Below are 14,421 nucleotides of genomic sequence, written 5' to 3'. Positions count from 1 at the left end.
TATGAGTTTACTACTAACCTCTTGTTTTAAAAATAGTGTGGCACAAGACAATACAATCACGGCTGAGCAGATTGAAAAGTTTAAAGTCACAGTGAGTGACTACTGCGATAAAATGGTCTTTTTTGGCAGTATTTACATAACCTCAGGCGAAGATGTGGTGTATGAGACCAATTGTGGTCCACAAAACATTCAATATGATGTCGCCAATACTTCTGATTCTAAATTCCGCATTGGCTCCAATACTAAGGAGTTTGCAGCTGCTATTTTACTGCGCACGCTGGCAGGTGAGGATCTACACAGCAAAACGATCCGCGACTACTTACCTTGGTATCCAGACAATCAGTGCGCGGATGTTTCGCTGCACAATTTATTGAGCATGTCGTCGGGGATCAATGATTATAGCGCGAACCCGGAGGTGTTTTTAAATTGGGGTTGGCGGCCCTATTTATACAATGACGTAACAAATTTAAATGGACCTGAGGGGTTTAGCAATCGCTTTTGTACATGTAAAGAGCAAGATAATAAACCGAGCTTTGAGCCAGGTTCTAAATTTGACTATAGCAATTGTAACTATTACATAATCGGTAATATTCTCGAGCAATTAGCTGCGGGCAAACAAGGTCAGATCGACTCAAACTTTTATTTTAGAAATATCGTGAAAGAGCAAATATTAGACCCGCTCAATATGCAAGACAGTGGCACGTTCAATGCCATTGGTATAGTCGAGAATATGACTACTGGGTATGTATTTGACCAAAACCAGTATTTGCCGCTTACGACTGGACGTCCACCAGAAACAGGTGGTCCAGCACCGTATGAAAATATCTTTAAAAACCCTTACAGCAATCCATTGGTGCTCTATTCGGCGGGCGATATGTACTCTACAGTGAAAGATATGTCTAAGTGGGACCAAGGCTTGTATGGGGATACGATTTTAAATGAAGCACAAAAAGAAATGGCGTTTGCGCCTTATCAAAATACCCAAAGCGAAGACGAATGTGAATACTTTGGCTACGGTTGGTTTGTGACGTATATCGATCCGAATCAGTACGGCAAAGTGCCAGATTGCCCAGATGACCCAACTAGTACCAATTTGAACAAATATGAAAAGTTTTTACAGTACTCTGGAAGCTACCCATATTCATGGGTGACGAGCTTTTCACGATTGTTAGAGCGTGACCAAACTGTGATGGCCTTTAGTAATTACAACAAAACTGGCTATGAGTCTGATTGTATTGCAGAAGAGCTTCGCAACATTATTTTTTATAACGATCGACATCGTACTGAACAGTGCCAAGGTGTATTGGATGGCACGATAAATTAAATGAAGTAACAAAATAAGAATAAGGCTGCCTGCGGTAGAGTGTTGGGTGTAGTGTGTCTCTGTGCTTTTGTCGGCCTTAAAGAAGCGAATTTCTGCTTTTTCACATGAAATTGCAGTGATAAGGGCAAGTAAATGCAAAGTTTAATGATGTTTAAACACTTCGCATGAACTTGGTGGGTTCACAACTGTTTAAATCTACATCATAGAGGATGAATTATGACAGCGACAAAAACAGCAAAGGACGACAAGGCAAATGAAGCAAATGCTTCTGCTACGGAGCCGCAAAGCACTGTAGTTCAGGCAGAAGACCGAGCAGCCGTGGCGCAGATCATTGTCGACAAGTACTCTAAGTGGTCGTTTGGTTCTGGGTTAATCCCAATTCCAGCGGTTGATTTAGTGGCTTTGACGGGCATTCAAATGAAGATGATTGGCGAAATTGCCAATGTGTATGGTCAGTCATACAGTGACAATAAATTGCGTGGCACGGTCAGTGCTGTGATCGGTGGGTCATTTCCGCAAACGCTTGGTGGAGCTGGGTTAAGCAGCTTCTTAAAAGCGGTACCGGTAATTGGCACGCTGAGTGCAATCGCATTTATGCCTGTAGTGTCTGCCGCATCTACGCACGCAGTAGGCAGCACTTTCATTCGTCATTTTGAAAACGGTGGCACTTTGATTGACCTTAATCTTGCGAGCATTAAGGGCGATATTGCAGATATTGCTGCAAAATATCGTAAAGATAAGGGTAATGCCAGCACACAACCGAGCAATGCCACTGTGTAATCACAGTGGCTGAACCATAATAAACCAACAGGCTAACTGTTGGTTTATTTATCAACATTGGGCTTTTGAGGAGTACATTATGATAGTGGCATTGTATTTGGTGTTATGTATTTTATCAGGTTATTGGGGACGCAATACATTTGCCGGGCCTGTGGGCTTTTTTCTTATCTCATTGTTTTTGACGCCAATAGTTAGTTTATTGATGTTGCTGCTGACACAGGGCCGCAAGCCAGAGCAGGATGCTGAAGACGACTAGTTTTAAACCAAATTATGTGCGCTTGGCGATAAAACTCGCTTTTAGGCCATCGAGCCGATAACAACAATGATAAGAAAATCAAAATGGTATTATACGATTTAATCAGTCGGAATATAAAAATAAAGAAAAGGACTTTCGTGATGTTGGGCTGTATCTCTGGCCTTGCTAATGCGTTAGTCCTTGCCTTGATAAACAATGTGTCTGAAAACATTTCAGATATCCATAAAGAGAATCATATTCTCTATTATTTGGTGTTGTTTATCCTGACAATTTCAATTTACGGTCTGACCCAGCAAAGGCTGATGACTAAAGCCGCTAAAATGGTTGAAAAAGCCATTGATCGGCTGCGTGTTGAGTTATTTGAATGCGTGCGTCATACCGAACTGTCGACACTAGAAACCATTGGCAAAGAGCGTATTTTTAATACGCTGAGCAAAGAGTTACAAACCATTTCGCAGTCCGCGCAACTGTTTGTGATCATCGGGCAGTCAATTAGTTTAGTGTTTTTTACCTCCCTTTATATTGCCTGGCATTCCTTTGTGGCGTTTTTGGTGATCTCCATCCTAATTTTAATGGGAGCCAGTATTCACCGATTGCGCGCCAATGAAATTCAACGCAATATGCAGCTGTCTTTTGAAAGTGAAAACATGCTGATCCAGCGCTTGTCTGACTTGCTTGACGGGTTTAAAGAAGTAAAGCTCAGTGTTCCCCGCGCTGATGATTTAGAGCATGAATTTGTGATGGACTCAGCGCGGGCCAAAAAAGCCAAAACGACCACACAAACGTTATTTGCGACCGACTTTGTGTTATCGCAAATAACTTTTTTTGCTGCAACTGGGGCCATGGTATTTATTGTTCCGAGCTTGTCTCATGTGTATACCGATGTGGTGATAAAAGTAACCACTGCATCGCTGTTTTTAATTGGTCCAATTACCAGTATTGTTGGTGGGATCCCTATTTACACCACCGCCACCGAAGCTGCGCAAAATGTCCTGACGCTAGAGGAAGACTTAAAACGTGCCAAAGTGGACAATCGTCATCTCGATACAGACCATTTTTCTCATGTTCATGACTTTGAGGAACTCAAACTCGAAGGGACATATTACCAACACGGCCAAAAAGGCGGCGACAGACCGTTTTTTGTTGGGCCGGTTGATTTGACCTTAAAACGTGGCCAAGTCACCTTTATTACTGGCGGTAATGGCAGTGGTAAAACGACTTTTATCCGTATGCTTACGGGACTGTATGAGTTGCAAGGCGGGCAGATCCTCGTTGATGGACAACCAATCACAGATAATCTTAAAGAGGCGTATCGCAGCTTATTTACCGCAGTATTTGCCGATTTCCATTTATTCAAACAGCTGTACGGTATTCATCATACCAGCCAAGAGGAAATCGACGATTGGTTGGCATTTTTAGAGATGAACACCAAGGTTAAAGTGGTAGACGGAGCGTTCAGCAGTATTGATCTGTCATCGGGGCAGAGAAAGCGGCTAGCGTTATTAAGTACTATTTTAGAGAATCGCCCAATTTATATTTTCGATGAATGGGCGGCGGATCAAGATCCCATATTTAGGCGGAAATTCTATGAGCAAGTACTGCCTAAGCTCAAAGCCAGAGGCAATACGGTCATCGCCATAACCCATGATGATGCCTATTTCCACCTGGCAGATGTACACCTAAAAATGGTTGAAGGACAGTTAATGGAACACCATGAAGTTGAGGGTAAAGGAGTAACATCATGAACATCATTCTCCCTTCTGATATAACACTGACGATAATCATCAGTGCCATAGTGGCGATAATCCTATCTAACATCTTAATGCGCATACTGAAGCGCTACCAACCTAAACTCAGACGACGGATTTTATCGTGGCGCTTTCGCGCCGGCTTAACTTTGTTAGTCACAATTTTTATTGTGATTGCATTGATCCCGGTTATTTTTATTAAGGTCGACTCGGGTGAAGTTGGGGTGCTATGGAAACGTTTTGCGGGCGGTACTTATTTAGATGCACCGCTACATGAAGGAACGGTATTAGTCTTCCCTTGGGATACGCTGACAATCTATTCCAGTCGTTATCAAACCGCACATACCAATGTATACGCCATCACCAATGAAGGGTTACGCATTACATTGGACATTACGGTACGTTACCGCCCAGAGGTAGACTTTATTCCCTATCTACACAAGTTAGTTGGCCCAGATTATGTGGATGAAATCATTCTTCCTGAAGTCAGTTCAGGGGTACGTATGATAGTGTCTCAATACAATGCAGAGCAGGTATATGGCAATCAACGTAAAGAGGTACAAGAAGAGTTACTAGGACAAGTACTCAATGAGCTAGAGCTTAAAGAGAAATCCATGTTGCGCCAAGAGGCACAAATGATGGCGGGCCACCATCTTGTAAACCTAGATGATGTGCTGATAAAGCGAGTTGATTTACCTGATAAAGTTCATGGTGCGATTATCTCTAAGGTTAATCAAAACTACATTTTGGAAGAGTACAAAATGCGTGTCGAAGTTGCCAAAAAAGAAGCGCTGCGCAAAGAAGAAGAAGCCAAGGGTATTGCTTTATTCCAAGAGATGGTCAGCGATGGGATCTCTGAGGCATACCTTAAGTGGCGTGGTATAGAGGCCACCATTGAACTGGCAAAATCTAACAATGCCAAGGTGGTGGTCATTGGTAGCGGCAAAGATGGCTTGCCCCTTATTTTGAATACTGAAAGCAGCCTCACCCCTGCAAACAGCAGCTTTAAAGAAACTCACAAACCGGGTGAGTTAAAAGCTGAGTCAAATGCGCCGGATGAAACACACAGCAAAGACGAATACCTAAACAGTGTCGATAAGTATGGCCATAAACTCAAACCTGATCTACGCCAGCCTGATAAAACCCTATCTGATAGGTCGCTGCAAACTGGCGAACCCATGGAGTATTTAAAGTAGAGACTAAAGCGCCTCTGGTAAAACAGAGGTGTTTTTATCTTTATTGCGCCAATTTAATTTATGAGTCATGGTTTAAGAGGCGATATACATATATTTAATTTATCAAAATCATGATTCTAAATAGCCTTTATGGTACTGCTAGTCTACTTTTAATTTAAGCAAAGTTACCCATAAAGGATGATTGTGAACAATAAATCAAAAATAATCTTCTTAGCTTTGTTTGGTACTCTATTTAATGTCACTGTATTTTTGCTCTTGAATTTTAATCAGGAGCAAAGTATCGAGAAAGATTATTATTTTGAGTCAGTACATGTGGTTTCAGCGCTAAAAAAAGAAGCTGCGTTAAACTTTGAGGTGCTCAGACAGTTACAGCAAATTTATTCAGAGTTTGGAGAAATATCTCCCGGTTCATTTTCTAATGTGACTCACTTTGCATTGGCAACATATCCGACTATTCAAGCGCTAGAATGGATCCCCAATATTTTGCACTCAGAGCGCGCAGAATACGAACTGCAACAGAGTACTATCTATACGGGGTTTCATATCAAACAGCGCAACGCAAGCGGCGAGTTTGAAAGGGTAGAAGAAAAAGAAAGGTATTTCCCGGTTGGCGTAGTGGAGCCTGTAGTGGGAAACGAAGCTGCTATTGGGTTTGATTTATCGTCTAGTCCAGCTAGAAGAGTCACCCTTGAAAAGTCAGCGCGTAAAAACCAAATGTTAGCGACTGCCGGTATAAACTTGGTACAAGTTGAATCTGAAGACAAAGGGTTTTTAGTCTTTTTACCGGTATATGCGAAAAAAGGCGCAAAGCATACTTTAGCCAATGTGAAAGGTTTTGTACTGGGGGTATATCAATCGACTGATATATTGAGAAAATCGCTCTCTGATGCTGCCAAAAATCATTCTTCTGTCAAAATATTTGATCAAACCGATACTGCCAATCCAACGCTAATTACAAGTTATGCACCCGCTAATTTTACCCCATCTGATCACAAAATAAAGTTTCCACCACTTAATATTGCGGGAAGAAGTTGGGTGGTTGAAGCATCTCCATCACAGCAGTATATTGATGAGAATAAAACATTCACACCTATGGTTTCTGCCATTATTGGCTTTGTTATCTTGTTTGTTTTTCTCAATAGCTATTATAGAACGGTTAATTATGCACAGTCTGTTGAAGATGAAGTGAAAAAGAGAACAAAAGAGCTGGAGCAAAGCCGCTACTTTATCGAGTCACTAACTAATGCTGTGCCTGTATTGTTGGCCTATATAGATAAACAAGAAAAATACCACTTTGTAAACCAAAAGTACTTGTCGCTTTTTAATAAAAATATTAGTGAATTTACAAACGTAAATGTCGCTCAAATGATGAATGAAAAACAGTACTCGTTAATAAAACCTGATCTAGATAGAGCACTTAATGGTAAAGCGGCTGAGATTATCGAAGAGTTTTTCATAACAGGGAAACAATATTGGTTACGGATCTCCTTTACGCCAAAAGTTGATGATAGCACCAATGTTGAGGGGATATTTATCTCTATCGAAGATATGACTCAGCAGATCAATGACCGCAATCAAATGGAAGAGTATGCACAAAAAATAGAGTTTGACTCATGGGCAATTGAAGATGCAAGAGATAAAGCTGAAGAAGCTACCAGGCTAAAATCAAAATTCTTAGCCAATATGAGCCACGAAATTAGAACGCCCCTGAGTGGTGTAATGGGGCTACTACAATTGGTTTCAGATACTGAGCTTACATCTGAACAACATGAGTATATTGAACTTGCACACTCCAGTGCTAATTCGTTGCTGACGATTATTAACGACATTTTGGACTTGTCTAAAGTTGAGGCTGGTAGGCTTGAGATAGAATCTCGGTCTTTTTGTATCTACGAAAAAGTAAAAGGGGTACAGCAAACCTATCAACTGCTTGCTCACGAAAAAGGTCTCGCATTTGAGTTTCAATCAAATCTGCAGCAAAAAGTTGAAATAATCGGAGATGAAGTACGGATCCTGCAAATTATAAATAATTTGATGAATAATGCGCTCAAGTTTACGAAAAGTGGAAAAATTAACCTGATTACAAATTTAATTGATCTAACCGGGCGGGATGCAAAACTTGAGATAAAGGTATCGGATACTGGCATTGGGGTTGATAAGCACTTGTTAAGTAACTTATTTGATGCATTTGAACAAGCTGACAGCTCTACATCGAGAGAGTTTGGTGGAACAGGGTTGGGGCTAACGATCAGTCGTAAACTAGCTGAGTTAATGAATGGTAATATTACAGTTGAGAGTGAGGTGGGGGTTGGAACTACCTTTACATGTACCTTAGCGACAGAGATGAGCCAAAATCAAAGATCAAATGAGCCTGCGACAGCAACGCAAAAAATCACATTGTTTGATGGAATAACGGGCTTGATTGTAGAGGATAATCCAGTCAACCAAATGATCGCAAAAAAGGTGCTAGACGGTTTGGGCGTTGAAACTGTTATTGTGGGTAATGGTCAAGAAGCACTAGACGCATTAAACAGCGCAGGAACCCATTTTGATATTGTGTTTATGGATTGCATGATGCCGATAATGGACGGTTACGAAGCGAGTCAGCTGATAAAAGCTGATGATCATCTCTCTTCTATACCTATCATCGCGATGACAGCAAATGCGATGCAAGGCGACCGAGAAAAGTGCATAGCTGCTGGTATGGACGAATATATATCCAAGCCATTAAACAAGCATGTTTTGGAAGCAGTTTTGCAAAACATATTTCAATCGTCAACACGGTAGTTCGAATATCTGGAGTTGATATTACGAAGAAACTTAGACAATCTTGGCAAAAAATTTTTAATAAGTGCGATTTTAAAGGGAGTTATATGCTCTTGATGTTGAGAAAACCATAGAAGCGATAGTAAATGAACAGCTTGGAAAAAATGGTGGCCCCACCTGGACTCGAACCAGGGACCTACCGATTATGAGTCGGGTGCTCTAACCAACTGAGCTATAGGGCCATTTTTTGTGATTGTGTGTAAACAATCTTATGAAGCGCTGGCAGTATATGAACTTTTTCGTCGCTTGTCACTAGCTAAAACTGAAAAATATAACTTATCTTGTTCAATTGATTAATAAAAACGCAAAAAGTCATGGTTAGGTCGGGTCAAAGAAAACAAAAAAGCCGGTAAATACCGGCTTTTTTACTAATACGTCAATTACAGACCGAGTTTCTTCTCTAGATAGTGGATGTTTGTTCCACCATTTTGGAAGTTTTCGTCTGCTAAGATCTTTTTGTGTAGCGGTGTATTTGTTTTGATACCGTCAATCACAAGTTCGTTTAACGCATTGCGAGCACGTGCGATTGCAACGTCACGGTTCTCACCATAAGTGATTAATTTACCGATCATAGAATCATAGTGCGGCGGTACTGTGTAGTCAGCGTAAATGTGGCTGTCCCAACGAATACCTAGGCCACCTGCAGGGTGGAAACGCGTGATCTTACCTGGAGACGGGATGAACGACTCTGGGTCTTCAGCGTTGATACGACACTCGATAGCGTGACCTTTGATCACAACGTCATCTTGTGTGATTGATAAAGGTTGACCCGCAGCAATTTTCAGCTGCTCTTTGATTAGGTCAACACCTGTAACCATTTCAGTTACTGGGTGCTCTACCTGAATACGTGTATTCATTTCGATGAAGTAAAATTCGCCATTCTCGTATAGGAATTCGAATGTACCTGCACCGCGATAACCGATTTCGATACATGCACGAGTACAACGGTCACCGATGAACTTACGCATTTCTGCTGTGATACCCGGTGCTGGCGCTTCTTCAACTACTTTTTGGTGACGACGCTGCATTGAACAATCACGCTCACCTAGGTGAATCGCATTGCCTTGACCGTCAGCAAGTACTTGTACTTCGATGTGACGTGGGTTTTCTAGGAATTTCTCCATGTAAACCATGCCATTGCCGAAGAACTGCTGCGCTTCAGTTTGTGTCAGTGCAATTGAGTCTAGGAGCTCTTCTTCTGAGCGAACAACACGCATACCACGACCACCGCCGCCGCCTGCTGCTTTGATGATAACAGGGTAACCGATACGCTTAGCGATTTGCACGTTGCGCTCGTTGTCTTCTGTTAATGGGCCGTCAGAACCTGGTACACAAGGTACGCCAGCTTTACGCATTGCTTCGATTGCAGAAACTTTATCACCCATTAAACGAATAGTGTCGCCCTTTGGACCGATAAAGATAAAGCCGCTTTGTTCAACTTGGTCAGCAAAGTCAGCGTTTTCTGATAAGAAACCGTATCCTGGGTGGATAGCAACAGCGTCTGTTACTTCTGCCGCAGCGATAATGCGAGGAATATCTAGGTAACTCTCAGCCGCAGCTGGTTTACCGATACAAATTGTTTCGTCTGCAAGTAGAACGTGTTTAAGGTCACGGTCAGCAGTAGAGTGTACTGCAACCGTTTTAATCCCAAGCTCCTTGCAGGCACGCAATACGCGAAGTGCAATTTCACCTCGGTTTGCAATGACTACTTTATCTAACATAGTGTTTGCCTTCTTGGGAATTATTCGATGATGAATAGTGGCTGATCAAATTCAACTGGCTCGCCGTTTTCAACTAGGATAGCTTTAACAGTACCGACCTTGTCAGATTCGATCTGGTTCATCATCTTCATCGCTTCTACGATGCAAAGTGTGTCGCCAACGTTTACTTTTGTGCCAACTTCAACGTAAGCCGCAGCTGTTGGAGAAGACGCTGAGTAGAAAGTACCAACCATTGGAGACTTAACTTGGTGGCCTGCAGGAGTTGCGGCTTCTGCCGGTACGTCAGCTGCTGGCGCGGCAGCAGGAGCAGCTACTGGAGCAGCAGCTGGTGCAGGAACAGCGAATTGCTGAGGCTGAGCCATAACAGGAGCACTGCTGTGACGGTTAATACGTACTGACTCTTCACCTTCGGTGATCTCTAGCTCTGCAATACCTGATTCTTCTACTAGTTCGATTAGTTTTTTAATCTTGCGAATATCCATAACTTGGCCCGCCTGTTAGTTAATTTGAGTTATCTTGTTTGCGCAACTGGTCAATCGCTGCCATTAAAGCAGCTTGATAGCCAATTGCACCTAATCCACATATGACGCCTTTCGCTACATCCGAGAAGTAGGAGGTATGTCGAAATGGCTCACGTGCGTGCACATTTGAAATATGCACTTCATAAAATGGGACGCTAATACTGAGCAAGGCATCGCGTATGGCGATACTCGTGTGTGTGAAAGCCGCTGGATTGATGATAATACAATCCACTTCGCCGTAATGGTCATGGATGGTATTGATCAGCTCTGCTTCACTGTTGCTCTGAAAATGAGTCAGCATCACATTATGTTGTTCTGCGCACTTTATAAGTGACTGCATTATTTCCGCTAAGGTCTGTGTGCCATATTTATCTGGCTCGCGTCGGCCCAACATGTTCAAATTTGGACCATTAAGTACTAAAACCTTAAAATTTGCTGACATAATGCGTGAAATTCCTTTAAATGGGAAATAACGAGACTTTTCGTCTTTTACTTTGTCTAACTTAAGCGCTTGCGCCTTAAATAGCAAATATTTCTCACGTTCGTGAACTATTATAGAGTGTTCGAGGTAAATAGCAGCAAAATACTGGTCTAATCAGAGATAAAGTACAGCCTATTTGACTTAAATATTCAAATAGGCTGTGGGTAAAGGGGAGGATTAGTAATAGTTACGGACTTTTTGTAGGTGCTTGGCAAAGTCTTCCGCACTCATAAAGCCAGTTACGCGTAATTCAGGGATCTCTTTTCCGTCTTTGTCGAAGAATAGCATGCTAGGTAAACCAAACACAGTAAAGTACTCCATGATCTCGAAAGTGGTGTCGTTACTCTCTGTAAGATCCAGCTTCAACAGTTCAAAGTGTTGGAACTCTTTTTGTACTTCAGCCTCTGGGAAAGTGTACTTTTCAAACTCTTTACACGCCACACACCAGTCAGCATATAAATCAACGACCGCAATTTGCCCCTGCTGATTTGCTTTAGCGACTTCGCTATGTAGTCCATCAAGTCCTTCTATCAATCTAAACTTTTTCTCTTCGACAGGGCCTGATGCAACGCTTATTTGTGTCACAGGTTGTGGGAAAAGGACTGACTTACCCATGAAAAAGGCGCTGACAAATAAGGTCATCGACAGTGCCCATAAAAATGTTTTCCCTTTGCCTTGCGTTTGTGCGCTCTGCCAATAGTGCAGATAAAGAGCAGTGGCAACGGCAAGGACAGAGGCTAGCATGACGATAATATCGAAATCCAAGATGCGCTCTAACAAAATAAGTGGCACAAACAGCATCAAGAAACCAAATAAGGTCTTAACTTGCTCCATCCAGCCGCCTGCTTTTGGCAGTAAATTACCGCCAGAGGTGCCAAGTAATAACAGTGGCAAGCCCATACCTAAGCTCAGTGCATACAAGGTTAAGCCGCCAACTAGGAAATCACCACTTTGCGCTACATATAACAGCGCCGCGGAGAGAGGGGCTGTGGTACAAGGGCTGGCAATAAGGCCTGACAATACACCCATCATAAACACACCGGTGTAATTACCTCCTTTTTGCTGGTTGCTGATCTCAGTAAGTTTACTCATCATGCCGCTTGGCAGGCGCAGTTCAAACCAGCCAAACATGGCAAATGCTAAAATCACAAATAAGATACTAAAACTAATAAGTACCGCAGGGTGCTGAATGTAGCCTTGAATATGGCCGCCAAAATAGGCAACCACAAGACCGAGTGCCGCATAGGTCACGGCCATACCTTGTACATAAACAAATGACAGTGAAAACGCCTTTTTAGTCGATAGGTTGCTTTGACCGGCAATGAGGCTCGACAAAATAGGGAACATCGGAAACACGCATGGTGTAAAAGCCAGCAGCACGCCCACTAAGAAAAATGCGCCTAAATTGGCGATAAAGCTTTGCTGGGCAAGTTTTTCACTGAATGATAAATCGCCGTCGTCACTATTGTTGAATGTTTTTGGTTGTGAACTGGGTTTAACAGTGTTTTGTTGTGCTGACTCCCTTTCTGTGTTGTTGGTTGGATCACTAGCTGCGCCAGCTAAGGCTGTGAGCGGGATCTCAATGATCTCAGGTGGGTAACAGAGCCCGGCTTCTGCACACCCTTGATAGCGAATTTTTACCACTGCGTTTTGGCCAATATTCGAGAGTTTAGAGACCACAGAGAGCTCATCAAAATATACTTCGGTGCGACCAAAGAATTCATCTTCAATCATTTTACCGTCGCTTAACTCAGGCACCTTGATGTCGGCATCTTTAGCAATAAATTCGAGCTTGTGTTTATAAATATAGTAGCCCGGAGCGATATCCCAACCAGTAAAGAGCACGGTGCCTTGCTGGTCAAAATCAAACTGAAATGCTTGATCAACCGGTAAAAATGTTTGTTGTTTTGGTTCGAGTAAACTGTCCAAAACTGTGTTATTGGCCGAAGCCTGAAAGCTGCCAATCAGCAGCAGCGATATAAAGGAGAATAACAGCGTCGTCAGTCGCATTAATTTAGTACCTCTTCCATCCAGTTAAAATATTGCTGCGAGCCTGCTGTTACCTCAATCACTTGGACTTCGGGCACATCGTAAGTGTGCTCAGCTTGTATCGCTGCAATGACTTTACTAACCAGTGCGGATTTTGTTTTGACTAGTAGTTTAACTTCTTCATCTTGTGTGACTTTTCCTTGCCACACGTAGATTGACTCTATTTTAGGCAAGATGTTCACACAAGCGGCTAATTTATTTAAAACTAAATGCGCCGCGATATGGCGGGCATTGTCTTGACTATCACAAGTTGTCATAACCATTCTATAGGGGGTACTCATCGTGTTATTGCCGACAAAATTAGTTGTGCCCATATAGTAACGAATGACAACCGGGATCCCAAGGTGTGCTCGTTGAGTTGCATTAAGATACTCTGAACTTTCAATCTCAGTTTTGCTCTAAAGAGCATTCTTGAGAAAAACCGAGACAGCAATATAAGCCAGAGTGCGATTAGATGCTGACTGTAAGCTTGAAAATAGACCAGACAAGCCATACATCTATTTCAGTTTATTTGGAGAATCTATGTTTAAAGTTCTTTTTTTGTTATTTATCGTTGTACCCATTGTTGAAATTGCATTGCTGATCCAAGTCAGTGACGTCATTGGTGGGTTTGCTACCATCGCCTTGGTGATCGCCACTGCTATTCTAGGTGCAAAGTTGGTAAAACAGCAGGGACTCGGCGCATATTCTAATGTGCAAAAGCAAATGGCATCTGGCCAGTTGCCTGGACAAGATTTGTTTACAGGGTTATGTGTCATTATTGCAGGTGTATTTCTAATGACGCCCGGGATCATGACAGATGCAATCGGTTTTATGCTGTTAACACCAGCGATCCGAGGAAAAATTGCCAAGTCATTAATAGAGCAAGCGAGTGTAAAAATGCAAAGCTCTGCTCACGGCAGTATGTTTGGCCAAGGTTTTGGTCAACAACATTCACATCAAGATACTCAAGCACCTTTTGAAGAGCAAAAGTTTGACCCATTCGAGCGCAAAGCACCTCAGTCGGAATCTCAATCTTCAAACACCATTGAAGGTGAATATCAGAGAAAAGATTAAAAATTTTTAGTTTTTTCACTTGGGTTTTAAATATCCACCCCCATCTAGAATTGCAAGTTAAGTTTTAATCCAGAGAGTCGCACTTCAAGTCACATTTGTTGGCAGCGACTCACTCTGAGTAGAAAGGTTATTTCTGTCATTGTTCAGAAAAGTTAGGAGAACTAAATCTATGAACATTCGTCCTTTACATGATCGCGTTATTGTTAAGCGTCTAGAAGAAGAAACTAAATCTGCTGGCGGTATCGTATTGACTGGCTCAGCAGCTGAAAAATCAACTCGTGGTGAAGTTGTTGCTGTAGGTAACGGCCGCGTTCTGGACAGTGGTGAAGTAAGAGCACTAGAAGTAAAAGCAGGTGACACAGTGCTTTTCGGCTCATATGTTGAGAAGACTGAAAAGATCGAAGGTCAAGAGTACCTGATCATGCGCGAAGACAATATCCTAGGTATTGTTGGCTAAGCATTA

Annotated in this window: 13 protein-coding genes and 1 tRNA gene; 8 read left to right on the top strand and 6 right to left on the bottom strand. The window is 42.3% G+C overall.

Translation table 11 applies throughout. The features are described from left to right. The first annotated feature begins 1 nt into the window (after position 1). From QNM18_RS18685 to QNM18_RS18660, 6 genes are all read left to right on the top strand, one after another. Positions 2–1,324: a serine hydrolase domain-containing protein gene (locus QNM18_RS18685; RefSeq protein ID WP_247687548.1), complete on the top strand. Its 1,323-nt coding sequence runs from the start codon at positions 2–4 to the stop codon at positions 1,322–1,324. A gap of 216 nt (positions 1,325–1,540) precedes the next feature. Further along, on the top strand, positions 1,541–2,104 hold the full coding sequence (locus QNM18_RS18680; protein WP_211013014.1) for a YcjF family protein: 564 nt from the start codon (positions 1,541–1,543) through the stop codon (positions 2,102–2,104). Between the two features lie 79 nt (positions 2,105–2,183). Then, entirely contained in the window at positions 2,184–2,360 is a 177-nt protein-coding gene (locus QNM18_RS18675) for a hypothetical protein (protein WP_023400712.1), read from the top strand. A 140-nt stretch (positions 2,361–2,500) separates the two neighbouring features. Continuing rightward, positions 2,501–4,105: a cyclic peptide export ABC transporter gene (locus tag QNM18_RS18670; RefSeq protein ID WP_023400711.1), complete on the top strand. Its 1,605-nt coding sequence runs from the start codon at positions 2,501–2,503 to the stop codon at positions 4,103–4,105. Beyond that, a complete protein-coding gene (locus tag QNM18_RS18665; RefSeq protein ID WP_284138108.1) occupies positions 4,102–5,304 on the top strand; it encodes a prohibitin family protein in 1,203 nt (400 codons plus the stop codon). Before QNM18_RS18670 ends, QNM18_RS18665 begins: the two co-directional genes overlap by 4 nt. A 183-nt stretch (positions 5,305–5,487) precedes the next feature. Further along, the gene (locus QNM18_RS18660) at positions 5,488–8,091 is read left to right on the top strand and encodes a CHASE domain-containing protein (RefSeq protein ID WP_284138107.1); all 2,604 of its coding nucleotides are present in this window, start codon (positions 5,488–5,490) and stop codon (positions 8,089–8,091) included. Positions 8,092–8,235: 144 nt separating this feature from the next. Here QNM18_RS18660 and QNM18_RS18655 read toward each other — a convergent pair. The 6 genes from QNM18_RS18655 to cutA form a co-directional block, all read right to left on the bottom strand. Next, positions 8,236–8,312, bottom strand: a tRNA-Ile gene (locus tag QNM18_RS18655). A gap of 198 nt (positions 8,313–8,510) precedes the next feature. After that, positions 8,511–9,851: an acetyl-CoA carboxylase biotin carboxylase subunit gene (gene accC, locus QNM18_RS18650; RefSeq protein WP_023400706.1), complete on the bottom strand. Its 1,341-nt coding sequence runs from the start codon at positions 9,849–9,851 to the stop codon at positions 8,511–8,513. 20 nt (positions 9,852–9,871) lie between these two features. After that, a complete protein-coding gene (gene accB / locus QNM18_RS18645) occupies positions 9,872–10,333 on the bottom strand; it encodes an acetyl-CoA carboxylase biotin carboxyl carrier protein (protein ID WP_284138106.1) in 462 nt (153 codons plus the stop codon). 19 nt (positions 10,334–10,352) lie between these two features. Continuing rightward, positions 10,353–10,814: a type II 3-dehydroquinate dehydratase gene (aroQ, locus tag QNM18_RS18640; RefSeq protein WP_284138105.1), complete on the bottom strand. Its 462-nt coding sequence runs from the start codon at positions 10,812–10,814 to the stop codon at positions 10,353–10,355. Between the two features lie 216 nt (positions 10,815–11,030). Continuing rightward, a complete protein-coding gene (locus tag QNM18_RS18635; RefSeq protein WP_284138104.1) occupies positions 11,031–12,863 on the bottom strand; it encodes a protein-disulfide reductase DsbD in 1,833 nt (610 codons plus the stop codon). Continuing rightward, complete coding sequence (cutA, locus tag QNM18_RS18630; RefSeq protein WP_036976846.1) at positions 12,863–13,183, bottom strand: divalent-cation tolerance protein CutA; 321 nt, start codon at positions 13,181–13,183, stop codon at positions 12,863–12,865. Before cutA ends, QNM18_RS18635 begins: the two co-directional genes overlap by 1 nt. Before the next feature lie 241 nt (positions 13,184–13,424). On the opposite strand from cutA, the gene QNM18_RS18625 reads away from it, so the two are divergent. Together QNM18_RS18625 and QNM18_RS18620 are read left to right on the top strand one after the other, a co-directional pair. Continuing rightward, a complete protein-coding gene (locus QNM18_RS18625; protein ID WP_211013019.1) occupies positions 13,425–13,958 on the top strand; it encodes an FxsA family protein in 534 nt (177 codons plus the stop codon). A 169-nt stretch (positions 13,959–14,127) separates the two neighbouring features. Beyond that, positions 14,128–14,415 carry a co-chaperone GroES gene (locus tag QNM18_RS18620; protein ID WP_023400700.1) on the top strand — a complete coding sequence of 96 codons (288 nt, stop codon included), beginning with the start codon at positions 14,128–14,130 and terminating at the stop codon, positions 14,413–14,415. Positions 14,416–14,421: the final 6 nt, after the last annotated feature.

Origin of the sequence: Pseudoalteromonas obscura, assembly GCF_030135505.1 — a bacterium.
In the GTDB taxonomy this organism is placed as follows: domain Bacteria; phylum Pseudomonadota; class Gammaproteobacteria; order Enterobacterales; family Alteromonadaceae; genus Pseudoalteromonas; species Pseudoalteromonas obscura.
Note: the sequence above shows the minus strand (reverse complement) of the source record. Positions and strands in the feature narration are given on the sequence as shown.